Genomic DNA, 22962 nt, shown 5'->3' on the forward strand with positions numbered 1-22962 from the left:
TTCCGCTCCTCTAATCTGCGCCGGCAAAGGCGAGAATCGCGGATACCGCCGCGGTCGAGGGAGGAGGCCCCATGGCTGATCAGACGAACACCTGGCTCCGCGCGGTCGCGCCGGACGTCATCCGCCCGCTCAACCAGACGGAACTCAAGGCGGCCGTTGCGGCGCTGAAGGAGATCGGCCGGCAGGAGCCGGCGATTGCCGCGCTGATGGCCGAGGAGACGCCGCTCAAGTCGTTCGTGACGGCGGCGATCAGCCTCTCGCCCTATCTGCGCGAGACCGCGACGCTCAAGCCGGCGCTGCTCGCAAGCGCCGTTTCCGAGCCGTTGGAGCCGCTGCTCGAAGGGCTGGTGGCGGACGCCCGCAACGCCTGGAGGGGCAATGGCGACGGAGCGACGCCCTCCGAGGCGGAGGTGATGTCCAGGCTCCGGATCGCCAAGCGCAAGCTCTCCTTCCTGGTGGCGCTCGCGGACCTTTCGCGCCTCTTCGACGGACGGCAGACGACGGGCTGGCTGACCGCCATGGCGGAGGCGGCGGTTGCCGCCGCCGTCGACCACCTGCTCCTCGCCGGCGAGGATGCCGGCAAGCTGAAGCTCGCCGACCGTTACGCGCCGTCCGTCGGCAGCGGCCTCATCGTGCTCGGCATGGGCAAGCTCGGCGCCCGCGAGCTCAACTATTCCTCCGACATCGACCTCGTGGTCTTCTTCGAGCCGTTCGCCGGCATTCTCGTCTCGCCCGAGGACGCGACCGAGACCTTCGGGCGGATGATGCGCCGGCTGGTGCGGATCATGCAGGAGCGTAGCGCCGACGGCTATGTCTTCCGCACCGACCTCCGGCTGCGCCCCGACCCCGGCTCGACGCCGCTTGCCGTGCCGGTCGAGGCGGCGATCCTCTATTACGAGGGGCGCGGCCAGAACTGGGAGCGCGCCGCCTTCATCAAGGCGCGGCCGGTCGGCGGCGATCTTGCGGCCGGCGAGGGGTTCCTGCGCGAGCTGGTGCCCTTCGTCTACCGGAAATACCTCGACTATGCGGCGATCGCCGACATCCACTCGATCAAGCGGCAGATCCACGCCCACAAGGGGTTCGGCGCGATCGCCGTCAAGGGCCACAACGTCAAGCTCGGCCGCGGCGGCATCCGCGAAATCGAATTCTTCGCCCAAACCCAGCAGCTGATCGCCGGTGGCCGCATGCCGCAGCTGCGCGTGCGGGCGACCGAGGAGGCGCTGCAGGCGCTGACCGACGCCAGCTGGATCGACGACACGACCCGGACAGAGCTCACCGAGTGCTACTGGTTCCTGCGCGATATCGAACACCGGATCCAGATGGTCTACGACGAGCAGACGCACGTGCTGCCGCAGACGGAGGCGGAGCTGAGGCGCATCGCCCTGATGGCCGGCTTTGCCGATACGGCGAGCTTCTCCGCGCGGCTCGAAAGCGTGCTGAAGACGGTCGAGCGGCGCTATGCGAAGCTCTTCGAGCACGAAGGAGAGCTCTCGGGCGCCCACGGCAACCTCGTCTTCACCGGCCAGCGCGACGACCCCGACACGCTGAAGACGCTTGTTGCGCTCGGCTTCGAGCGGCCGGAGGACATTTCGCGCGTCATCCGCACCTGGCATTACGGCCGCTACCGCGCCACGCAGTCGGTCGAGGCGCGCGAGCGGCTGACGGAACTGATGCCGCAGCTCCTGAAGACCTTCGGCGAGAGCCGCCGCGCCGACGAGGCGCTGCTGCGTTTCGACAACTTCCTCTCCGGGCTTCCGGCGGGCATCCAGCTCTTCTCGCTGCTCGGCAAGAACCCGGCGCTCCTCGAACTCATCGTCAACATCATGTCCTCGGCGCCGCGGCTCGCCGACATCATCGCCTCCAGGCCGCATGTCTTCGACGGCATGCTCGACCCGTCGCTGATGGTGCAACTGCCGACCCGCGACTATCTCTCCGGCCGTCTCGAAAGCTTTCTCGCCGGCGCCCGCCATTACGAGGATCTGCTCGACCGGCTGCGCATCTTCGCCGCCGAGCACCGCTTCCTGATCGGCATTAGGCTTCTGACCGGCACGATCGGCGGCATGCAGGCGGGACGCGCCTTCACCGATCTCGCGGCGCTCATCCTGGAAGCCGCGCTCGCCGCGGTGCTGCGCGAGATCGAGGCCCATCACGGCCGCTTCCCAGGCGGCAGGGTGGCGATAGCCGGCATGGGCAAGCTCGGCAGCTTCGAGCTGACGGCGGGCTCCGACATCGACCTGATCCTGCTCTATGACTACGACGACGAAGCGGGCGAATCCGACGGGCCGAAGCCGCTCGACCCGGTGCGCTATTTCACCCGGCTCACGCAGCGGCTGATCTCGGCGCTCTCGGCCCCGACGGCGGAAGGCGTGCTCTACGAGGTCGACATGCGGCTTCGCCCTTCCGGCAACAAGGGGCCGGTGGCGACGCGACTGCGCGCCTTCGAGAAGTACCAGAAAGAGGAGGCCTGGACCTGGGAGCACATGGCGCTCACCCGCGCACGGCCGATCTGCGGCGACGCGGACCTGATCGCCGATGCCGAGCGGATCATCGCCGAGGTGCTGGAGCGGCCGCGCGAGGAGGCGAAGACCGCCCGCGACGTCGCCGAGATGCGCAAGCTGATTGACGAGGAGAAGCCGCCGCGCGACATCTGGGACCTGAAGCTCATTCCCGGCGGGCTGATCGATATCGAGTTCATCGCGCAATACCTGACGCTCGTCGCGCCCGCGCGCGGCATCGCGGTGAAGGTGAACGGCCTCACCACGGAGGAGGCGCTGAAGGCGGCCGGCGGCGCGCTGATGGACGTCAACGACCTCGACCTCTGCCTCGAGGCGATCAGGCTCTACAGCGAGATCTCGCAGGTGACGCGGCTCTGCATCGACGGGCCGTTCAAGCCCGATGCCGTGCCGGCGGGACTGATCGACCTCGTCTGCCGCGCCGGCGACTGCCCGGACATCAAGACGCTGGAGGCCGAGATCAAGCGACTCTCGAAGGCGGTGCGGAAGGTGTTCCAGACGGTCGTGAAGGGGTGAGGTGCTGGCTCCTTGGCCGGTCCCTTGATGTCTCTCCTTGCGCAACCGTCTCGCGCTGGCCTATGGCAGGTGGGACGGTGCGCGGACGCCGGGGAGATGGAAACCACCATGAAACGGCAGAGGACGAAGAAGCGACCGGCCGAAGACGGCGCTGAAGGCCGGGATTCCTTCTTCTGGTGGGAGGAGGACGTGCTGGTCGTCAACATTCTCGGCAAGCCGGCCGCCAGCCGCGACGCGATCGGCAAGCCCAAGGGGCGGCAGTTGCAGGTCTCGGTGACGGAAGCGCCGCGGTTCGGGCGGGCGACGGACCACATGGTGCGGTTCCTTGCCGGCGAATTCGGCGTTGCGCCGCACGCGATCACCGTCGTCTTCGGGTGCTTCAACGTCAACAAGCAGCTCAGGATCAAGGCACCGGCGAAATTGCCGGGCGTCTTTCGGTAGAGGCTCGCCGTCGGAAAGCAGTGCGCTGCTTCAGCGCCGGATCGGCGATCCGAACTTCCCGCTGACGGGCGGAGCGTCATGCGGCGAGGTTCTCTTCCAGGCAGAAAGCCGGCGCAGTTCGAGGATTGCGGCTATCTCGTCCGCCGGCACTCCCATTCTGGCGATCTCGCTTTCCGGCAGTCCGCGGTCGTGGCCGTCGAAGACGAGGTCGACGTCGCGGTAGAGGTGGCCGATGCCGAATTCGTCGGTCACGCCTCTCGCCATGTCGGGCGAGGGCAGCTGCGCGCGCACGGCCTCGGGAAGATCGAGAGCCTCGGCGAGCTGGCGCACCTGCGTCTTGTAGAGGCCGGAGAGCGGCTGTACCGGCAGATCGTCGATGCCGCCCTTGACGAACCAGCCGGTCTCGCATTCGGAGAGGTTCGCCGCGCCGATGAGGGACAGGTTCCGTTCCCGCGCGAGCCGTTCGGCGATCGCGCGCCGGCAGATGTGGCGCTGCGAGAATCCCTCGTCGACATGCCGCATGGTCCGACCGTACATGAGCTGCTTGTGCCACGGCGTCAGTTTTTCCCCGCCGCCGACCCGGAGCGCGGAGACGAACGGCGGTTCGCCGTGGACCAGCCTGTAGGCGGCCGAACTGAGCTCTGCGACGACCGGCGAGAGCCTGAGCAGCCTGATGAAGACCGGCGCGTAGACGCCGCGCTTCGCCATTTCGCCGCTGATGTCGAGGGTCTCGAGGGTCAGGCCGAGCCGCCGCGCCACCTCCCTTGCGTGATCTGCGATGCGTGGATCGCTGTCGCGGTCGCCGATATAGATCACGCAGACGGCCTGTGGGCCAAGGGCGTGCACCGCAAGCGCGGCGAGCACGCAGGAGTCCAGTCCGCCGCTCAGTCCGAGGATCACGCCGCGCGAATGGTCGCGCCGGACGATCTCCTGAAGGTATCGGGTGATCTCCTCGATGGTCCGGTCGGTGTCGATGTCAAGCGGGGACATGACTGGCGCCTCCTTGTCGTGACGCAGCCGACGCGACGTTGCCGCGGCAGTTCCGGCGCCATCGATCGTAGCGATCGTTGCGGCATGTCTCAAGCGCAGTACGAAAGCCGTGGCAATGGTGCCCGCGATGCGCGAAAATCTGCGGGACGCCTGAGGCCCGCCCGCTCTCGGTCGCCGAGCTGCTTGCCCGTGGCAAGCAATACAAGGACATAGGCCGAGCGCTCGGCCGGAGGGCCGGTGCACTCGCCGGTCTGCGACGGCGAATGCTGCATCCCGGGTATCATTTTCCGCCGCGCCGTGGCAGAAACGCGTTGACCTCAACCACCGGTGCATCATGAACAAGACGGTTGCGACTTTCATCGGCTTCATCGCCATTCTGACCTGGGCATTTCTGGCGCTGCTTTCGAAGGCGGCCGGGCCTGTTCCGCCATTCCAGCTGGCGGCGATGGCCTTCTTCCTCGGCGGCATGGTGGGTGTCGTGAGCTGGCCGTTCCGGCCGCAGGCGATCCGCGCGCTCGCGCAGCCGTGGCAGGTCTGGGCGGTCGGGGTCGCCGGCATCTGCATCTATCACTGCGCCTATTTCTTCGCGATCCAGTCGGCACCGGCGATCGAGGTCAGCCTGATCGCCTATCTCTGGCCGCTGCTGATCGTCGTCTTCGCCTCCTTCCTGCCGGGCGAGCGGCTGCGGCGCCATCACATCATCGGCGTGCTGCTCGGCCTTGCCGGCGCCGTCGCCATCATCACCAAGGGCGGCGAGGTCGGCCTTGCCGGCGGCCTCATGCCGGGGCACCTGATCGCGCTCTTCTGCGCCTTCGTCTGGTCGGGCTATTCGGTGCTGTCGCGCCGCTTCGGCGCCGTCCCCGTCGACATGGTGGCGGGCTACTGCCTGATCACGGCAGTCGTCACCTTTCTCCTGCATCTCGGCCTCGAGGAGACCGTGTGGCCGCAGACCACCTCCGCCTGGACGGCGATCGCCATCCTCGGCCTGGTGCCGCTCGGCCTCGGCTTCTACGTCTGGGACTGGGGCTGCAAGCACGGCGACATCATGGTGCTCGGTGCGCTTTCCTATGCCGCGCCGCTGCTCTCGGTGCTGGCGCTCCTCGCCTTCGGCTACGGCGAGTTCCACTGGTCGGTGGCGCTCGCCTGCGCGCTGATCGTCGCGGGCGCGCTGATCGCGGCGAAGGACATCGTCTTCAGGCGCCGTCCGAAAGCCGCGGAGACCGTGCCCGCGACGGGGGCGTGAGGCCGCTCACCCTTCGTTCTGGTCTTCCGTCTGCTCGGGCAGGCGCAGCTGCAGCATCGAGGCGCGGGCGTCGGCGAAGTCGAGCAGCCGTACCTCGATATTGGCGTTGACCGAGCCGTCCTCGAATTCTCCGTTCAGCATCCGCTTGCCGGCCGGCAGGCCGGTCAACTGCTCGATCGCCTCGTCGACACTGGCGACCGCGTGGATATGGAAGCGCCCGGCCGCCACCGCCTCGACGACGTCGGTGTGCAACATCAGGTGGGTGACATTCGATTGCGGGATGATTACCCCCTGTCGCCCGGTGAGGCCGACCTCGCGGCAGAGGTTGAAGAAGCCTTCGATCTTCTCGTTGATGCCGCCGATCGCCTGCACCTCGCCCATCTGGTTCACCGAACCGGTGACGGCGAAGGATTGCGAGACCGGCACGTCGGCCAGCGCGGACAAGAGCGCGCAGAGTTCGGCGAGCGAAGCGCTGTCGCCCTCGACCCCGCCGTAGCTCTGCTCGAAGACGAGGCTCGCCCAGAGCGAGAGCGGCGTGTTCGGCACGTAGCGCGTGGCAAGGAAGCTCGAAAGGATGAGGACCGCCTTGGAGTGGATCGGCCCGCCGAGCCGCGCCTCGCGCTCGATGTCGACGACGCGGCCCGTGCCCATGCGCACGCGGGCGGTGATGCGCACCGGCGCGCCGAAGCGTTCCTCGCCGAGTTCGCTGACGGTGAGCCCGTTCACCTGGCCGATGACACTGCCCTGGGTGGAGATCTGGACGATGCCGCGCACGGTCGCTTCCCGCAGCCGGTCCCGCGTCAGGCTGCGGCGGCGTTCGGCGGCCTCGATCGCCGCCCTGACATGCTCGGCGGTGACGGCGGCGGAGCCGGCCTTTCCGGCCCTGTGGTCGGCCTCCCGCAGGATGTCCCAGATCTCGCCCATCCGGAGCGACAGCTTCTGCTGGTCCGCGGCGGCACGGGTTGCGGCGTCGACGAGGCTCGCCACCCCGTCGCGCGAGACCGGGCGCAACCGCTCGCGCGCCACGACGGTGGCGACGAGCCGCGCAAACAGGCCGACGGAATCGGCACTGCGGTTCATGTCGTCGCCGAACTCGGCGGCGACGCGGAAATACTGCCCGAAATCCGGGTCGAACTCGGAGAGGATCAGGTGGAGCAGGCGGTCGCCGACCAGGACGACGCGCACCTTGAGCGGAATGGGTTCCGGCTCCAGCGTCGTCGTGGCGATCAGGCCGAGCCGCTCCGCCGCGGTGATGACGTGGACGGCCTTCGTCTCCAGGCAGCGCTTGAGCGCGTCCCAGGCGAAGGGCTCGGTGAGCACGCGCCGCGCGTCGAGCACCAGAAAGCCGCCGTTCGCCCGGTGCAGCGCCCCCGGCTTGATCTGGGTGAAATCGGTGACGAGGGCGCCCTGCATCGGAATGTAGTCGATCTGCCCGGTGAGATTGGCGAGCGTCGGCAGCGTCTCCACCACCACCGGCGCCGCGGTGACGTCCCCGGCCTGCGTGACCATGACGTTGACCGCATAGCGGTGAAAGCGGGGGTCTTCGCGAAGGGCCGCAAGCTCCGCCGGGAAGGGATCGTTGGCCTTGCCGCGCTCGAGCGACAGGAAGAGGTCGGCATGCGCGATCAGGTCGGCTCTCAGCGCCTTGAAATGCGCGGCCAGCGCCGGCATGGTCTCGAAGCCGCGCATCGCCAGCGTCAGCGCGGCGTCGACCGCCACCTTCGCCATCTCCTCGTTGAGACGACTGATGGCGCTGCGCTGTTCCCGCTCGAGCTCGGGCAGCGACATCAGGAAGTCCTCGAGTTCCTTTTCCGTGGCGGCGACATCCTCCTGCAGCTTCTTGCGCTCTTCCTCGGGCAGGCGAGCCAGCACTTCGGCCTTCTGGATTTCGCCACCATGCATGGCGGCGAGCGAGAAGCCCATCGGCGTGCGCAGGATCGCGACGTTGCGGCTCTCGGCGGCCTTGCGCAATTCCTCGAAGGCGGTCTCGTGGCGCGCGCCGAACTCCTGTTCCAGCGCCATGCGGCGGTTCTGGTATTCTTCGGAGACGAGGAGCGAGGGGATCTGGGTGGCGAGGTCCTCGACCAATGCGGTCATCGCCGCCCGCAGCCGCGGGCCTTCGCCGCGGGGCAGCTCGATGGCGAGCGGGCGGTCGGGATCGTCGAAATTCTGGACATAGACCCAGTCGGCCGGCACCGGCCGGCCGGCCGCTTCCTCGGCGAGGATCTTCAGCACGGTGGAGTGCCTGCCGCTCCCCTCCGGCCCGTGGACATAGAGGTTGAAGCGGTGGTGCTCCATCTGCGCGGCGAGCCGGATCGCCTCGACGGCGCGGTCCTGCCCGATCAGCGCGTCGAGCGGCTCGAGCGTGGCGGTGGTCTCGAAAGGCAGCGATGCCGGGTCACAGGCAGCGCGCAACTGGTCGGCGGCAAGGGTCGTGGCGGTCATGAGCGGACATGCTCCGGGAAGGGTGCCGGAACAGCACCCACGACAGGACTTCGCATTGATATTAGGCGGTTATTCGGGAGAAATGCAAAGCTGTTTTAGGCGTGTCCGAAAAAGACGGACGTTCCCCGTCATCCGCCGTTGACGAGTTGCAGGACAAGCTGGTGCACCGCGCCGCCGTCATTCATCTCGACCTCGTCGAAATCGCGGCTTTTCCGGCGCTCGGTCTGCGAGATCTCGCCGAGGATCGGCTGCATCTTCTCGCGAATTTTGCGGCAGCCGGGATCGTTCTCGACCGCAAGGCCGATGGTCGCCTTCTCGATCTCCTTCACCAGCTCCCGGATGAAGGTGCCGTGCACCTTCTCGTGCGCCGTCACGCCTTCGACGAAGCGCTGCCAGTTGCCGCGGACCGGCTCGTCGAGCGGCTGGACCGCCTTCGGCAGCACGGTGGTGATGACGAGCTTCGGTTTTGCCGAGGCGAGCACGCAGGCCGTGCCGCGCTGCTGGTAGTCGCGCTGCCAGGTGAGCCGGAAGCTGGTATGGGCGATCGAGCGGACCTTGCCGGCGAGCAACGGCCCGCGCGCGCCGATCGAGGCGTAGAGTTCCGGACCTGTGCGGCCGCTGACGGCATAGGTCTCGACCTTCTCGATCACCTGGCCTTCGGCGCTCGCCAGGCCGGCGGAGAAGAGGAGGGCGATGACGGCCGGGAAGATGGAGCGCACGCGGAACCTCGCCTTGCTGCTTCGGATTTCGGGGAGGTTAGCGTTATCCGGAATTATAGCAAATGCCCACCAAGGAACGCTTACGCCAGTCTTTTTGCAGTTCGACGAAGGGTCGGAATGGGGTAGGGAGGGAACTGGCTTCTCTCCGGAGAGCCGCCAACAAAAGCCGACACAGTCTACCTGAAGGCACCACCTGCAGGATATGAGACGGTTTGACGGCGTTAGCCGGGTGCGGCGCACGTTCACCCTACGGCTCTTGGGCGGGTTAAATGTTGTGAAAACGCGCTCTTCGCTCAGCCGAGTGTGATGCCTAGCATCCGTAGCGCCGTGCGCTCGACGGTGGGCAGGACGGCTTTGAGCGCTGCATCGCCGTCGGCAAAGTTTTCGAAGATCATATCCTTTTCGCCTGCATGCACAACGGCACAGCGGATCTGATAGATGAGTGCGGCGCCAGTCTGCCACTTACCATGGCCATTCACCTTCTTCTTCTCAAGGCGCTTGAAGAGGGCTGCCACAAAGCGATTAGTGTTCCTGAGGCCGTCGAGTACGGCCCAGCACTCTTCGAACAGGTCCTGGTACGGTTCGGCAAGCGTAGTTATTTGCTTAAGCTCTGACTGCAGCGCGTCTAGCGCATCGTTCAATGCCAACGTTGGCTCTGCGTCGAAACCCGCCATCAACCTGCTTTTCACATCCGCGAGGAAGAGGGCCTCCATCACGCGGTAGAGTTCGAGGAAGCGGAACTTCAGAGGAGAGGTAGCGTATGAGTTCAGCAGGCAGTCCATGGCGACTTTCAGGCCTCGCCCAACTCCTGCTGCTACTATGGCAGCGCTGGTGGCTCTATCGAATTCGGTCGTTTCACCGACCATCGGGTTTTCCGCGGCGCACGCGACTTTTCGGAAATCTACGCATGCGTTTTCGGAACCAAGTATTATCTCGACACCTCCAGCGAGAATCGCAGGGTGCTGGTCTGGCGGGAGAACGGCAACTGCCCTTACCAGTGCCATCTCTAGGGCAGTAGGTAGCTCATCCTTCCAATCGACCGGGAAGCCGAAGATCTCCGCATGACCTTCGGTGGCGTGATCGACAGACCAGTATACCGGCCGCCGAAACTCCCGGTCCACTAGGGTGGCAACAGGCAGGTCTACGGTCCCGGAGAGGATCTCGGCCGCCAAGGCTGCAGCCTCTTCCCCAAGCTTCATGGAACCGATGACGATAGGGCGTGTCGGATCAATGTCATGGGCGCTACCCAAGGCTTCGCGAAGGTGCATATCTTAACCCATGCTTGCTGCCTGGGTCCAGCAGTCCCTCATGCTGCTGGTTCCTTCCTGCATAATGTACTCACGGACGGCCCGGAACACGAGTCCACGGGTCCACTCGCCAACGTTGCTGCGCTTCGTGTCCACCGTCGTACGTATCCGTTCGAAGATTTCAACGCCGAGAGCCTCGGCGGCATCTTCATGGGCTGCCTCGATCAGCTTGGCCATTGCCGTCGGCAGACGGTCCTGCAGTGTGTCATTCTTGTGGGCGAAGCCGGTCGCTGCAGCGAAGCCAAGCACGACGGTGTCATTGCCGAAGAAGCGGTTCTGTTCCTCTCCGAGGGCTTGGTCGAGCGTGATCACCCATTCCACGAACTGCCGAAAACCGTCTCGTTGATTGCCGTCCTCAGAAGTCAGATCGATACCGAGCGATTCCAGAGCTTCATCGACGACCATCGTCTCCACCACGAGGTTGGTTCGATCGACGTTCGGACTCCGCTGCATCCACGCCTGGAAAGCCTGCGCAAGTGTCGAGAGGTGGAACTGCCCCGGACGGACCCGACGCTTGTGGTCTTTAACGCGAAAGATCTCGATACCGTTGATATCCTTAATATCGTTAGCAAGCCCCCCCGACAGGATGTCGATCTGATGCTTCATCGACATCGGGCGCTGGCCCGCGTTGAGCAACAGCATGCGGTAGGCTAGCGGAAAGAAGGCGATGTTGACCCAGATTTCGAGTCTGAGGGACCGCCGGAGGAACGGCTCGCGCTCGTCCTGCTCAAGATCGTCGAGCGTCTGGCGGAGCGCATTCGTGCGCTGAAGGCCATCGATGATGTCAAAGTCAGTTGGCACGCTCTCGGTGATTGCCCCCTGTAACACGTCGAGGTCTGCTCGCGACGCCTGAATGAAGCCCTCATCCTTGCTGTAATTCTCCAAAACGGTCTGGTCGATATCCCGGACCGCGAGCACAATCGTGGGTAGGATGCACCCGAGCTTTAGGTCCGCGCGAAGATTCTTGTAGGGTTTTGATCCACGAATGATATCGCGCTGGATCGCGAGGTTCTCTTCGGAGCCCTGGGTCTTTTCGAGATACCATTCATAGTCTGCGCGAGCGCTTACCATAAAGTTCTGAATACGGCTGTCGTAATCGATTCCGATCACTTCAAACTGCATAAAATCACCCGCTTGCGAATAATAGTGCCTACAACCTTAGCGCATATCAATACATAACCGCAATTGCACAATGCCCGGTGTAGGGTAGAACGTCTAGTCGAGCATTTGGTTTTGCCGCGTCGCATTCGCATTGCCGAGGAAACGTCTACGTGTCTTCGCGCAATCCACGAGTGTCCGCAGCCACGAAGAACGAGTTCATCCTGGGAGCCTATTCCCTTTGACGTCTGCTTTTGGGCGTTTGAAGGTTGGCTCCAGATGACCGACACGGGCGCAAAGCCGCCAACGTCGCGCCGGTATTGCTTGCCAGCATTTGCTGCCAGATTTCGGAGTTCTCGCACGGCGTCTTCAACGGCGTGACGGGGAGGGCCGCCGATGCGCTGATCGCCGCGATCGTCAGGCCGTGCGCGTCGCCTGCCGCATGATGCAGTCGGGGATCTTCACCGAGACGACGGTGCCGCAGCCTTCGCGGGAGCGGATGCCGAGCCGGCCGCCGTGCAGCGAAACGAGCGAGCGGGAGATCGCGAGCCCGAGGCCGGAGCCGCCCTTGCTCTTGGCATATTGGCTCTGCACCTGCTCGAAGGGCTGGCCGATCTTGGAAAGCGCCGTCTTCGGGATGCCGATGCCGGTATCGGCGATGGTGAGCATCACGGCGCCGTCGATCTTGCGGGCGCGGAGCGCAATCTTGCCGCCGTTGTTGGTGAACTTCACCGCGTTCGACAGGATGTTGAGCAGGATCTGCTTCATGGCGCGGCGGTCCGCTTCCACGGTGAGGCCGGTCGAGACGCGCTGCTCGACATGGATGTTGCGCTGCTGGGCGGGGATTGCCGTCAGGCGGAGGCTCTCCTCGATGAGGGGGGCGAGGTCGATGGTCTCGCAGCGGATGCGCATCTGGCCCGCCTCGATCTTCGACATGTCGAGGATGTCGTTGATGACGTTGAGGAGATGCTTGCCGCTCTCGTGGATGTCCTTGGCGTATTCGGAGTATTTCGGCGAGCCGATCGGCCCGAACATGCCGGTGAGCAGGATTTCGGAGAAGCCGAGGATGGCGTTGAGCGGCGTGCGGAGCTCGTGGCTCATGTTGGCGAGGAACTCCGATTTCGCCTTGTTGGCCGCCTCGGCGCGGTCCTTCTCGGCCTGGTAGTTGGCGTTGGCGACCGAAAGCTCGGCCTTCTGCCGCTCGAGCTTGCGTTGCGAGGAGGAGAGGTCGCCGATGGTCGCCATCAGCCGGCGTTCCTGCTCGCGCAGGCGCTCCTGGTGACGCTTCAAAAGCGTGATGTCGGTGCCGACCGAGACGAGGCCGCCGTCGCGGGTGCGCCGTTCGTTGATCTGCAGCCAGCGCTCGTCGGCGAGCTGCACCTCGGTGGTGCGCGAGGTGCCGGTCTGGTCGGGATCGGCGACGCGCCGCTGGATGATCGGCCGCGCGGCCGCCGCCTGCACGACGGCGCGTTCGGTGCCCGGAACAAGCACGCTGTCCGGCAGGCCGTAGACCTGCTGGAAATGCGCGTTGCACATCACGAGACGGTCGTTCTTGTCCCAGAGCACAAAGGCCTCCGAGGTACATTCGATGGCGTCGGCGAGCCGCTGGTCGGCCTCGGCATAGCGCTGGGCGAGCCGGTGCTGCTCGGTGACGTCCATGGCGATGCCGATGACGTGCATGCAGCCGGTCGAGGAGCGGATGACCTGGGCGCGGGCCCGCATCCAGACGTAGTGGCCGCTCGAATGGCGCATGCGGAAGACCTGGTCGATCTGCCGGGGGTCGCCCTTGGCGACCGCGCGGGCGAGCGCATAGAGATTGCCGTCGTCCGGATGCATCAGCCGGGCGGCATCGGCAAAGCCAAGCACGGCGCCGGACGGCGGCAGGCCGAGCATCTCGTACATCGAGCGCGACCAGAAGAGCTTGCGGCTCTGAAGGTCGAAATCCCAGAGGCCGCAGCGGCCGCGCGACAGCGCCGCCTCGACGCGCAGGTTGGTTTCGAGAAAGGTGTCGTCGGCCTCGCGCGCCCGTTTGACCTGCTGGAAATAGGCATAGAGGATGACGAGCAGGATCAGCGAGATGCCGGAGAAGAGCGTGACGCTGAGCGAGACTTCGCTGCGCCAGTAGGTGTCGAGCGGCTGCAGCGACTGTGCCGCCAGCACGAAGGCGCCCTTGGCGCCGACCGGTACCAGCACCACGTAGTGGCGGATGCCGTCGATGAAGGCTTCGAGCGCGCCGCTGCGATCGGCGACGTAGCGTATGCTGCCCGCCTGCGGCAGCAGTCCGGCCATATCCATGCCGACATAGCGTGCCCCGTCCGACGAAGACGCGAAGATGCGACCTTCGCCGTCGATCAACAGCAGGAAGGAGCCGGAAGCCAGCCGGTCCTGCGGCAGGTAGCGGGCAAGGACTGCCTCGGCGGCAAGCCGGTCGGAGGTCGCAAGGACGGTGCCGTCGGGTCCGAGGGCCGCGGCGGCGGTTGCCGCCGAAAGCGTCGCCGACTGCCGGAAGGCGCCCTCCATCCGGGAATATTCGGCGAGAATGCCGTTGAGGCGCGCCGTCGCGACGACCGCGAGGAAGGCGATGATGAGAACCGGAATGGCCCGCCTGAGCAGCGTTTCCGCCTGCCGCGAATTGCCGTCGCTCCCCGTCAGGACAATCGCCAGCCGCCGTCCGAGCCCGTCGATCCGACCCCCAAATCCCGAAAATTTGAGTCGCAGCCGCCCATCGGCCGCGGAAGCCCGCCGCACGTCCGCCATCGTCCCACCTTGATCCCTCGTATGATTCGAAGCGCCGCCCGCCCGAATCTGACTCAATGAATCACTGGCGATTCGCCTTGTCCAGACGGGGATGGTGAACAAAATGTTAAGCCCTTAATCGGAATCGGCTTTTTTTGGATCATGTCCGCCAAACGCTTGATTCCGATTGAAAAGAGGTCGCCCGCTGCCGTAGCACGGATGTCGGCCGCCGGCTGGCGGCGGGGCTCGGGGGCTTTTCCAAATGGCATCATTTTCACGGCCGCGCGGTCTTTCAGCCGCCTGTTCCGGAACACTTCTCTCGGCGCTGCTGCTCGCCGCGCCTGCGGCGGCCGTCGAGGCGACGCCGCCGGAACTCTACGGCGAATTGACCGACGAGCAGCGGCAGGAGGCCGACCAGTTCACCCTCAACGTCGCGATCGGTACGGTCTTCCACGAGGCCGGCCACATGCTGGTGTCGGAACTTTCGCTGCCGGTGCTCGGCCGTGAGGAGGACGCCGTCGACGGGCTCGCCATGCTGCTGTTGCTCGAGGCCGACGACGAGGACCTGAACGTCGCGGTGGAGGACTGGGCGAACATCTGGTTCCTCTCGGCCGATCCCGACGCCAAGCCCGAGGACATGCCATCCTGGGATTCCCACGGGCTCGACGAGCAGCGCGCCTACGCGACGATCTGCTGGATGCTCGGCAAGAACGAGAAGCGCTTCAGGGAATTTGCCGATTCGGTGGAGTATCCCGACTATCGCGCCGAGGAATGCCCCGGCGAATACCAGACGCTGGCGGCGAGCTGGGGTGCGGTGCTGAAGCCGCACGAGGCCGGCGAGGGCGACCAGACGAAATTCACGATCACCTACGACGAGACGAAGGACCCGAAGCTCGCCTATTTCCGCGAGATGATCCGCAGCGCCGGTCTGATGGAGATGGTGGCCGAGGTCTTCTCCGGCACCTACAAGCTGAAGGACGGCATAAGGCTGACGGCGAGCGAATGCGGCGAGGCCAATGCCTTCTGGGATCCCGAAGCGCGCGAGATGACGCTCTGCTATGAGGACCTGCAGAACAGCGCCGATCTCGACGCGCAGTGGTACATCGACAATCCCGACGAAGAATAGAAAGCCACGCGCTTCGGCATGGCTCGGGGTGGCGCACACGCCACCCTTTCGCTCAGCCCTTCAGCGTGCGGTCGACGATGTCGCGCACGTCGTTCGAGAGCACTTCGCGCTCGACCCGGACGAGCGCGGTGCGGGCAAGTTCGGCACGTGCCGGTTCCAGCTGCCGCCATGAGCGCATGGAGGTGAGAAGGCGTGCGGCGAGTTGCGGGTTCTTCGCGTCGATCCTGAGGATCTCCTCGGAGAGGAAACGGTAGCCGGCACCGTCGGCGCGGTTGAAGCCGGTCGGGTTGCTGAAGACGAAGGCGCCGACGAGTGAGCGGACCCGGTTCGGGTTGTTCTCGTTGAAGTGCCGGTTCCCCTTGAGCCGCATGACGCGGGCGAGCGCCCCATCGCCGGGGATCGTCGCCTGGATCTGGAACCACTTGTCGATGACGAGCGCATTCTCGGCGAAGCGTGCCTCGAAGGCGGCAAGTGCGGCGTGCGTTTCCGGTGCCTCGGGGAAGCGGTGCGCGAGCACCGTCAGCGCCTGGGCGAGGTCGGTCATGTTGTCGGCCTTCGCAAAGGCCTCCGCCGCAAGAGCGGGCGTATCCGCTGCGATCGTGCGGTAGAGCAGGGCGGCGTTGCGCAGCGCCCGGCGGCCGGCGCTCGCCGCATCGGGGCTGTAGCCGCCGTCCGGCGTCATCGTGTCGTAGAGGCTGCCGAAGGTCTCGGCGCCGGTACGCGCTATTGCCGTCAGCACCGCCTCGCGGCCGGCATGAATGGCGTCGGGGTCGTTGTCGCCGCCGAGTTCGCGGGCGATGTCGGCCTCGCTCGGCAGCGTCAGCGCCTGGGCGCGGAAGGCGGGCTCCAGCGCCGGGTCGGCGGCGACGGCGAGCAGCGCGTCGGCGAAGGTGACGTCGATCTGGATCGCCTCACCCTTGCGCGCGGCGCGGGCCGCATCCTTGAGCGCCGGCAGCGCCAGATCGGTGATCGCCTGCCAGCGGGAGAAGAGGTCGGTCTCGTGGCGGGCGATGAGGGCGAGGTCGGCCGGCTTCTGGTCGTAGCGGACGACGACCGGCGCGGAGAAACTGCGGTTCAGCGAAAGCGCCGGGCGGGACGGAATGCCGGTGAAGATGACCTTGTGGCGGGCCTCCTTGAGATGGAGGACGCTGCCGGTCATTTCGGCACCCTCGACCGAGGTGGGCGCGGCGATCGTGCCGTCCTCCAGCACCAGGGCGAGATCGAGCGGAATGTGCATCGGCTTCTTGTCGGCCTGGCCAGGTGTCGGCGGCACCGTCTGGCCGATCTCGAGGGTCAGCGTCTTGCCGGCGGCGTCATAGGCCGCGGCGACGCTCACATGCGGCGTGCCGGCCTGGTTGTACCAGAGGGAAAACTGGCCGAGATCGCGGCCGCTCGCAGCCTCGAAGCAGCGGACGAAATCCTCGACCGTGGCGGCCTCGCCGTCATGGCGCTCGAAATAGAGGTCCATGCCCTTCTTGAAGAGGTCGCGGCCGAGGATCGTCGCGATCATGCGGGTGACTTCGGAGCCCTTCTCGTAGACGGTCGTCGTGTAGAAGTTGTTGATCTCGCGATATTTGTCGGGGCGGACGGGATGGGCGAGCGGGCCGGCATCCTCCGGGAACTGCTCCGAGCGCAGGTGCCGGACCTCGGCGATGCGCTTCACCGGCCGCGAGCGCTGGTCGGCGGAAAATTCGTGGTCGCGGAAGACGGTGAGGCCTTCCTTGAGGCAGAGCTGGAACCAGTCGCGGCAGGTGATGCGGTTGCCGGTCCAGTTGTGGAAGTATTCATGCGCGATGATCGCCTCGATATTGGCGTAGTCGGCGTCGGTGGCCGTCTCCGGATCGGCAAGCACGTACTTGTCGTTGAAGACGTTGAGGCCCTTGTTCTCCATCGCCCCCATGTTGAAGTCGGAGACGGCGACGATCATGAAGATGTCGAGGTCGTATTCGCGGCCGAAGACCTCCTCGTCCCATTTCATCGAACGCTTCAAGGCATCCATCGCATAGGCCGCGCGCGGCTCCTTGCCGTGCTCGACATAGATCTTCAGGGCGACCTCGCGGCCCGACATGGTGGTGAACTTGTCCTCAACCACGCCGAGATCGCCGGCGACGAGCGCGAAGAGATAGGCCGGCTTCGGATGGGGATCGAACCAGGCGGCGAAATGGCGGCCCTCGTCGAAATTGCCGCCGCCGAGATAGTTGCCGTTGGAGAGCAGCAGCGGATTGGCGGCCTTGTCGGCGATGATGGTGACCGTGTAGGGCGCAAGCACGTCCGGGCGATCGGGGAAATAGGTGATGCGGCGGAACCCTTCCGCCTCGCACTGGGTGCAGTAGATGCCGCTCGAGCGGTAGAGCCCCATGAGCTGCGAATTGGCCTGCGGGTTGATGACTGTGGTGATCGTCAGCTCGAAGGGCGAGGATTCCGGCAGGTCGCGAACGACGAGGGTGTCGGGCGTCGCCGTATAGCGCTCACGCGCCATCTCCATCTGGTCGAACAGCAGGCCGGAGAGCGTCAGCTCGTCGCCGTCGAGAACGAGCGGAGCCGCAGGATCGGTGCCCTCGCGGCGGTGGAAGATCAGGCGCGCCTCGACCTTTGTCGCCTCCGGATCGAGCTCGAAAGTCAGATCAACGCGTTCCAGAACGAAATCGGTTGGGCGGTAATCTGCCAGATGAATGATCCGGCCCGTGTCTGTTCGCATGAATTCTTCCTGCTCGGTGTCTTGCATGAATCCGGCACCCGCGAACGTAAATGAGATACGAGCCAGCGCGATTTCGGCCGGGATGATTGCAGTAATTTCTGAACGATTGTTAAAATTATCACGAATACTTGCCCGCGGGCAGATAAATTCGATTTCACTGAAGGAAGAACCGTCGCAAGGTGGGTCCGGACCGGTGCCGCGCGACCGTTTCTGTTGCCGGAAAGCGTACCCGATCCGCCGCCGCCGGCCTTGCAAGACGCTTCGGCCCGGCCGATGATGGACGCTCTTGCCTTTTCGCGGCGGATGCCGCGCAGCCGCCCACTCCCGTCACCAGAAAGGTCCCGCCCGGGGGCTCACGAGAAGCAACAGATGGACTCTGCCGTTTCCGATCCGCTTCGCGGCATCCTCATGAAGGTCTGCTCGGTCATGGTCTTCGTCGGCATGCAGACGTCGATCAAGCTGGCCGGCGCCGGCATGCCGCCGGGGCAGATCGTCTTCTACCGTTCCGCCTTCGCCATGCTGCCGATCCTTGTCTATCTCGCCTGGCGACGGGAGATCGGCACGGCCTTCGGCACCGACAATCCGGTCGGCCACCTGAAGCGCGGGCTGATCGGGGTCGCGTCGATGAGCGTCGGCTTCTACGGCCTCGTTCTCCTGCCGCTGCCGGACGCCATCGCCATCGGCTATGCGATGCCGCTGATCGCCGTCGTCTTCGCGGCAGTCTTCCTGCGCGAGGCGGTACGCGTCTATCGCTGGACGGCAGTCTTCGTCGGCATGATCGGGGTCGCGATCATCTCCTGGCCGAAGCTGACGCTCTTCGGCGCCGAGGGTCAGCAGTCTGAGGCGGCGATCGGGGCGATCGCCGTGCTCGCCTCCGCCATGCTCGGCGCGGCCGCCATGCTGCAGGTGCGCCAGCTGGTACAGACCGAGAAGACGCCGACCATCGTCATGTATTTCTCGCTGACCGCTTCGGTGCTCGCCGCCTTCACCTGGTTCCTCGGCTGGCAGTCGCTCTCCTGGACCCAGCTCGGTCTGATGGCGCTCGCCGGCATCTTCGGCGGGGTAGGGCAGATCCTGCTGACCGAGAGCTACCGCTATGCAGACGTCTCGACGATCGCGCCCTTCGAATACACCTCGATCATCTTGGGCTCGGTGGTCGCCTACTTCCTCTTCGGCGACGTGCCGACGCTGACGACGCTGATCGGCGCGGCGATCGTCGTTGCCGCGGGCATTTTCATCATCTACCGCGAACACCAGCTGGGGCTCGAACGGAAGGCGGCACGCAAGGCCTCGACGCCGTAAGTCGGCCCTTGCAGGAGGCCCGTGTCAGGCGGGTTCGCCGCCGGGAATGCCGTTGTCGTCGTCGGCCAGCGGCCCTGTCGCGTTCACCCGGTCGGCGCCGAGCACGGGGATCGTGGCGCCCTGGAAATCGGTCTTCTCGTCGCGGGCCTTGCCCCGCCGGCGGCCCATGCGCCAGGCGGCATAGCCTGCATAGACGGCGAAGATGAAGGCCAGAAACCAGACGAGCCCGACCGGTCCGAGGGCCTGCATGAGGCTGCCGCCGATCAGCGGCCCGGTGACCGTTCCCATGCCGTAGAGGATCATCACGCCGCCGGAGACGGTCACGTATTCGCCGGGTTCGGCCATGTCCGCCGCATGGGCGGCGTTGAGCGCGTAGACGGGGTAGAGCACAGAACCGACGAAGAAGCCGGCGATACAGGCGGCGACGACCCCGAGCGCACCAAAGGCGGCCATGGCGAGGCTCGCCGCAACGCCGAAAAGGCCGCAGGCGATCATCACTAGGCGCCGGTCGATGCGGTCGGAAATGCGTCCGATCGGCATCTGGGCGAGCGCTCCGCCGGCAAGCACTGCGGCAAGCAGCGTCGCGCCGCCGGCGGCATCCATGCCGATCGCCTGGCTGTAGACGCCGCCGAGGCTGCCCCAGGTGCCCGACAGCGCGCCGGCGAGCAGTGAGCCGACGAAGGCGATCGGCGAACGCCGGTAGAGGCGGACGAGGTCGAAACGCGCCTCGGCGATCGGCGCCGGGGAGGGCGCGGTCGACAGCATGGTCGGCAAAAGCGCCAGCGAGAAGACGATGCCGCAGGCGACGAAGAGCCCCATGTCGTTCGGATCGCCGAGCGGCACGAGATACTGGCCGCCGATCGAGCCGAGGAGGCAGGTGATCATGTAGACGGAGAAGACAGCGCCGCGATTATCGTTGGTGACGCGCTCGTTGAGCCAGCTTTCGATGATGAGGTAACTGCCGGCGATGGCGAAACCCGCGAGCGCCCGGAAGGCGAGCCAGGCATAGACCTCGACCAGCAGCGCCGAGAACAGGATCGAGACGGTGAGCAGGGTGATGAGCGCGCCGAAGACGCGGACATGGCCGACCCGGCGCACCAGGACCGGCGTGACGATGCAGGAGAGCGTGAAGCCGAGCGTATAGGCCGTCGCGATCACGGAAACGGTGACCGTGGACCAGCCTTCGGCCAGCGAACGCAGCGGCACCAGATAGTTCATCAGCCCGAGCCCGGTCATCATCAGGAGGGTGGACAGCATGAGGGCGGCGATGGAGGCGAGGCTGTTCAGCATCGGGGCCGATTCCGTTCGGAGAGTGCCAAGCCTTTATGATGAAACGAGGATTGTGTCGACGGGAAAGCAAGCAGACGCATGGTTGCATGCGCGGTTGCGCATACTCCTCATATGGTTGCGCCATGTGGAACAAAGATGTATTCTGTCAATATGACCAACCATTTAGGCCTTCATGCCAGGTGCCCGACGGTTCTTTATTCATAAGCACTAATTCATATTTCGAGTATAAGATGACCGTCGTGGTGGCGGGTAAGCGACGATACCGACCGGATTTCTGGGTCGGACGGTTGTCGCGACAAAGGGGCGGGGCTCCCCGAGGGGAAAGGCGAGGCTGACAATGGCGTATTCCGCTGCGGATCTGCAGGCGCATCCGCGTTTCCTTCTGGCGGTCCGCTTTCTCGCGGACAAACTGCGTGGCGTCCACGACGGCAATCCGCGCCTTGCGCGCTTCCTCGCCTCCCAGCAGCGCTGGCTGTTGAGCCAAGCGGCTTTCGCCCTGCACAACGAATATGATCCCGCCGTGCCGCGCTCCGGTCTCACCATCAGCCGACTGCGCGACATGGCGACCGGGGTGGATGCGGCGAGCCGCAATACGATCCTGAATTTCCTCAACCAGCTCCAGGCCTATCGCTTCATGCGGATCGCCGGCGAAGCGGCAAAGCGGCCCCGCCGCTTCGAGCCGACGCAGGTGAGTGTCGAGGCGATGTTCAACTGGCTGCTCGCCAATCTGGCGGCGCTCGACCAGATGGACGGCGGCGCCCGCGCCGCGACACTGGTGGATCATCCCGAGCTGTTCCGCCTGATCCAGCCGCAGGCCGCCCGGCAGACGATCGAGGACCCGCGCTGGCGGGAGCCGCCGCCGAGGGTTGCGATGTTTCTCTGGACCGAGTCCGGCGGGCTGGTGATGGACGAACTGATGCGCAGGGTGGGGACGGGCGTCCCGGAGGCCGAGCTGGTCGATGTCGGCCGGATCGATGCCCGCGCGATGGCCGAGACCTTCCGCATGTCGCGCACCCATTTGCAGCGGCTTCTCAACCGCGCGATCGCCGAAGGCTGCCTCGTCTGGAAGGGGGACGGACGCAAGGAGGGCCTGTGCCTCACCCGCGATTTCCTGCAGGAATATCTCGGCTGGCAGGCGATCAAGTTTGCGGCGGTCGACGAGGCCTACGAGGATGCCTGCCGCAAGCTCAACCTCTGCGGCCCCGAAGAGATCCGCCCGGCCGCGACGGAACGCTGAACCGGCGGACGGCGGAGCGCTGTCTCAGAGCGGGATGTTGAGGATGGCGGGGCTCACGTCGCGGTGCGCCCGGCGTTCCGCGTCGCCACCGGCCTGGGCGAGGCTGTATTCCTCCGAGGCGTGGACGGCGGTGCCGATCTGGCCGACGGCCCGGCGGAAACTGCGAAGCGGATGAAATCTGACGTTCATGGTACGAACCTTTGCGTTTTTCGCGTGTCTTCGGACTTGTCCGGATCCTGCGGCACGAGCCTTTGTTGTGCAATGCACAAAACCGGAAGGGAGCCATGCGGCCGGCGCGGTGCGCCGGCTCAGCGTTCCCGGAAATCGGTGAAGATGGCAGAGGGGCGGGCGAGCTGCCCGAAACGGCCGAGGCCTCGTGCGCTCAACTGCTCGTGGGTGGCGGAGCCGAAACGGTGATATCCGTGGCCGCTGCCCAGCTTTTCGCCGGCAAGGCGGAGCGTTTCGAAACTGCTGTGGATGGGGCGGCAGGGCATGGTCATGACGAGGCTCTTTCTTAAACGGTTCCTCCCACAACACCGACTGCAATATTGCACTGCAACATCGATTCGACAATGTCGCAGATTGCCGCACTGCCATGCGCGATTTGCATGACTTTCGTCATGTTTCGTTTACCAGTGCCGAAAATTTGCGCCGTTCAGCCGCCGAGACGGGCGCGGAAGGCCTGCAGGTCCGCCCAGGCGAGCGCCTTGCTGGCGGGGGCGGTCAGGAGCTCCTGGGGATGCAGCGTCGCGATCGCCGGCACCGCGTGGCTGCCACAGGCGATCTCGCGCCATTCGCCGCGCATCGTGTGGATGGTGCCGGTGCCGCCGAAGAAGAAGCGGGCGGTGAAATTGCCGAGGAGCAGCACCGCCTTGGGTTCCGCAAGCTCGATCTGGCGCTCGATGAAGGGCCGGCAGATCGCCGCTTCCGGCGCCGAGGGCGGCCGGTCGCCCGGCGGTCTCCAGGGAATGACGGTCGAGAGCAGCACCGTTTCGCGCGAAAGCCCGATCGCGCCGAGCATGCGGTCGAGCAGGAAGCCGGCCTTGCCGGAGAAGGCCGTCCCCTCGCGGTCGTCGTCGCCGCTCGGCATCGGGCCGATCACCATGACGCCGGCGGCGGGCTCGCCTGCAGCGAACACGGTGGAGCGGGCGCTGGTCTTCAGGTTGCAGCCGCCGAAGGCCTCGACCGCGGTCTTGAGCTCGTCGAGCGTGCGGGCGCTTTCGGCCGCGAAGCGCGCCTCGGTGACGGCATGCTCGTCGGGGATCGCGACGGCGGCGGCCGGCCGCGGCGCGGGCTGGGGC

General features: G+C 65.7%; 17 protein-coding genes. 6 read left to right on the forward strand and 11 right to left on the reverse strand.

Going from position 1 to position 22962, the window contains the following annotated elements:
- Nucleotides 1–71 precede the first annotated feature (71 nt).
- Nucleotides 72–3029, forward strand: coding sequence for a bifunctional [glutamine synthetase] adenylyltransferase/[glutamine synthetase]-adenylyl-L-tyrosine phosphorylase (locus EUU22_RS01395; protein ID WP_129330335.1), 2958 nt, complete (start codon nucleotides 72–74; stop codon nucleotides 3027–3029).
- Between the two features lie 108 nt (nucleotides 3030–3137).
- Entirely contained in the window at nucleotides 3138–3470 is a 333-nt protein-coding gene (locus tag EUU22_RS01400) for a DUF167 domain-containing protein (RefSeq protein WP_129330336.1), read from the forward strand.
- A gap of 30 nt (nucleotides 3471–3500) precedes the next feature.
- Here EUU22_RS01400 and EUU22_RS01405 read toward each other — a convergent pair whose 3' ends face one another.
- Nucleotides 3501–4460: an asparagine synthase-related protein gene (locus EUU22_RS01405; RefSeq protein WP_129330337.1), complete on the reverse strand. Its 960-nt coding sequence runs from the start codon at nucleotides 4458–4460 to the stop codon at nucleotides 3501–3503.
- Nucleotides 4461–4794: 334 nt separating this feature from the next.
- On the opposite strand from EUU22_RS01405, the gene yddG reads away from it, so the two are divergent.
- Complete coding sequence (gene yddG / locus EUU22_RS01410) at nucleotides 4795–5703, forward strand: aromatic amino acid exporter YddG (RefSeq protein ID WP_129330338.1); 909 nt, start codon at nucleotides 4795–4797, stop codon at nucleotides 5701–5703.
- Nucleotides 5704–5709: 6 nt separating this feature from the next.
- Here yddG and EUU22_RS01415 read toward each other — a convergent pair whose 3' ends face one another.
- The 5 genes from EUU22_RS01415 to EUU22_RS01435 form a co-directional block, all read right to left on the reverse strand.
- Nucleotides 5710–8148 carry a Lon protease family protein gene (locus EUU22_RS01415; protein WP_129330339.1) on the reverse strand — a complete coding sequence of 813 codons (2439 nt, stop codon included), beginning with the start codon at nucleotides 8146–8148 and terminating at the stop codon, nucleotides 5710–5712.
- Between the two features lie 128 nt (nucleotides 8149–8276).
- Nucleotides 8277–8867, reverse strand: coding sequence for a DUF922 domain-containing Zn-dependent protease (locus tag EUU22_RS01420; RefSeq protein WP_129330340.1), 591 nt, complete (start codon nucleotides 8865–8867; stop codon nucleotides 8277–8279).
- 293 nt (nucleotides 8868–9160) lie between these two features.
- Nucleotides 9161–10135 (reverse strand): hypothetical protein, encoded by a 975-nt coding sequence (locus tag EUU22_RS01425; protein ID WP_165351033.1) that lies wholly within the window; start codon nucleotides 10133–10135, stop codon nucleotides 9161–9163.
- A 3-nt stretch (nucleotides 10136–10138) separates the two neighbouring features.
- Complete coding sequence (locus EUU22_RS01430; protein WP_129330342.1) at nucleotides 10139–11296, reverse strand: hypothetical protein; 1158 nt, start codon at nucleotides 11294–11296, stop codon at nucleotides 10139–10141.
- Between the two features lie 393 nt (nucleotides 11297–11689).
- Nucleotides 11690–14029, reverse strand: a complete 2340-nt coding sequence (locus tag EUU22_RS01435; RefSeq protein ID WP_129330343.1) for a PAS domain-containing sensor histidine kinase — start codon at nucleotides 14027–14029, stop codon at nucleotides 11690–11692.
- Nucleotides 14030–14270: 241 nt separating this feature from the next.
- Between EUU22_RS01435 and EUU22_RS01440 the strand changes: the two genes are divergently transcribed.
- Entirely contained in the window at nucleotides 14271–15134 is an 864-nt protein-coding gene (locus tag EUU22_RS01440; RefSeq protein ID WP_129330344.1) for a DUF4344 domain-containing metallopeptidase, read from the forward strand.
- Nucleotides 15135–15186: 52 nt separating this feature from the next.
- Here the strand turns inward: EUU22_RS01440 and pepN are convergent, their stop codons facing one another.
- Nucleotides 15187–17832, reverse strand: a complete 2646-nt coding sequence (gene pepN / locus EUU22_RS01445) for an aminopeptidase N (RefSeq protein ID WP_129330345.1) — start codon at nucleotides 17830–17832, stop codon at nucleotides 15187–15189.
- A 369-nt stretch (nucleotides 17833–18201) separates the two neighbouring features.
- On the opposite strand from pepN, the gene EUU22_RS01450 reads away from it, so the two are divergent.
- The gene (locus EUU22_RS01450) at nucleotides 18202–19134 is read left to right on the forward strand and encodes a DMT family transporter (protein WP_129330346.1); all 933 of its coding nucleotides are present in this window, start codon (nucleotides 18202–18204) and stop codon (nucleotides 19132–19134) included.
- Between the two features lie 24 nt (nucleotides 19135–19158).
- Here EUU22_RS01450 and EUU22_RS01455 read toward each other — a convergent pair whose 3' ends face one another.
- On the reverse strand, nucleotides 19159–20424 hold the full coding sequence (locus tag EUU22_RS01455; RefSeq protein WP_129330347.1) for an MFS transporter: 1266 nt from the start codon (nucleotides 20422–20424) through the stop codon (nucleotides 19159–19161).
- 337 nt (nucleotides 20425–20761) lie between these two features.
- Between EUU22_RS01455 and EUU22_RS01460 the strand changes: the two genes are divergently transcribed.
- Nucleotides 20762–21661 (forward strand): hypothetical protein, encoded by a 900-nt coding sequence (locus EUU22_RS01460; protein WP_129330348.1) that lies wholly within the window; start codon nucleotides 20762–20764, stop codon nucleotides 21659–21661.
- Nucleotides 21662–21685: 24 nt separating this feature from the next.
- On the opposite strand, the gene EUU22_RS25120 is transcribed toward EUU22_RS01460, so the two are convergent.
- From EUU22_RS25120 to EUU22_RS01470, 3 genes are all read right to left on the reverse strand, one after another.
- Entirely contained in the window at nucleotides 21686–21850 is a 165-nt protein-coding gene (locus tag EUU22_RS25120) for a hypothetical protein (protein WP_165351034.1), read from the reverse strand.
- A 119-nt stretch (nucleotides 21851–21969) separates the two neighbouring features.
- Nucleotides 21970–22161, reverse strand: a complete 192-nt coding sequence (locus tag EUU22_RS01465) for a hypothetical protein (protein WP_129330349.1) — start codon at nucleotides 22159–22161, stop codon at nucleotides 21970–21972.
- A 155-nt stretch (nucleotides 22162–22316) separates the two neighbouring features.
- Nucleotides 22317–22962, reverse strand: a 646-nt coding sequence (locus tag EUU22_RS01470) for a uracil-DNA glycosylase (protein WP_165351035.1), incomplete at its 5' end; no start/stop codon positions are given.

Origin of the sequence: Ciceribacter ferrooxidans, assembly GCF_004137355.1 — a bacterium.
Lineage (GTDB): Bacteria > Pseudomonadota > Alphaproteobacteria > Rhizobiales > Rhizobiaceae > Allorhizobium > Allorhizobium ferrooxidans.

What these genes read in the sequence shown, in the direction of transcription:
- EUU22_RS01395 (WP_129330335.1), top strand. Translation starts at nt 72, where the DNA reads ATGGCTGATCAGACGAACACCTGGCTCCGCGCGGTCGCGCCGGACGTC.
- EUU22_RS01400 (WP_129330336.1), top strand. Translation starts at nt 3,138, where the DNA reads ATGAAACGGCAGAGGACGAAGAAGCGACCGGCCGAAGACGGCGCTGAA.
- EUU22_RS01405 (WP_129330337.1), bottom strand. Translation starts at nt 4,460, where the DNA reads ATGTCCCCGCTTGACATCGACACCGACCGGACCATCGAGGAGATCACC.
- yddG (WP_129330338.1), top strand. Translation starts at nt 4,795, where the DNA reads ATGAACAAGACGGTTGCGACTTTCATCGGCTTCATCGCCATTCTGACC.
- EUU22_RS01415 (WP_129330339.1), bottom strand. Translation starts at nt 8,148, where the DNA reads ATGACCGCCACGACCCTTGCCGCCGACCAGTTGCGCGCTGCCTGTGAC.
- EUU22_RS01425 (WP_165351033.1), bottom strand. Translation starts at nt 10,135, where the DNA reads ATGCACCTTCGCGAAGCCTTGGGTAGCGCCCATGACATTGATCCGACA.
- EUU22_RS01430 (WP_129330342.1), bottom strand. Translation starts at nt 11,296, where the DNA reads ATGCAGTTTGAAGTGATCGGAATCGATTACGACAGCCGTATTCAGAAC.
- EUU22_RS01435 (WP_129330343.1), bottom strand. Translation starts at nt 14,029, where the DNA reads ATGGCGGACGTGCGGCGGGCTTCCGCGGCCGATGGGCGGCTGCGACTC.
- EUU22_RS01440 (WP_129330344.1), top strand. Translation starts at nt 14,271, where the DNA reads ATGGCATCATTTTCACGGCCGCGCGGTCTTTCAGCCGCCTGTTCCGGA.
- pepN (WP_129330345.1), bottom strand. Translation starts at nt 17,832, where the DNA reads ATGCGAACAGACACGGGCCGGATCATTCATCTGGCAGATTACCGCCCA.
- EUU22_RS01450 (WP_129330346.1), top strand. Translation starts at nt 18,202, where the DNA reads ATGGACTCTGCCGTTTCCGATCCGCTTCGCGGCATCCTCATGAAGGTC.
- EUU22_RS01455 (WP_129330347.1), bottom strand. Translation starts at nt 20,424, where the DNA reads ATGCTGAACAGCCTCGCCTCCATCGCCGCCCTCATGCTGTCCACCCTC.
- EUU22_RS01460 (WP_129330348.1), top strand. Translation starts at nt 20,762, where the DNA reads ATGGCGTATTCCGCTGCGGATCTGCAGGCGCATCCGCGTTTCCTTCTG.
- EUU22_RS25120 (WP_165351034.1), bottom strand. Translation starts at nt 21,850, where the DNA reads ATGAACGTCAGATTTCATCCGCTTCGCAGTTTCCGCCGGGCCGTCGGC.
- EUU22_RS01465 (WP_129330349.1), bottom strand. Translation starts at nt 22,161, where the DNA reads ATGACCATGCCCTGCCGCCCCATCCACAGCAGTTTCGAAACGCTCCGC.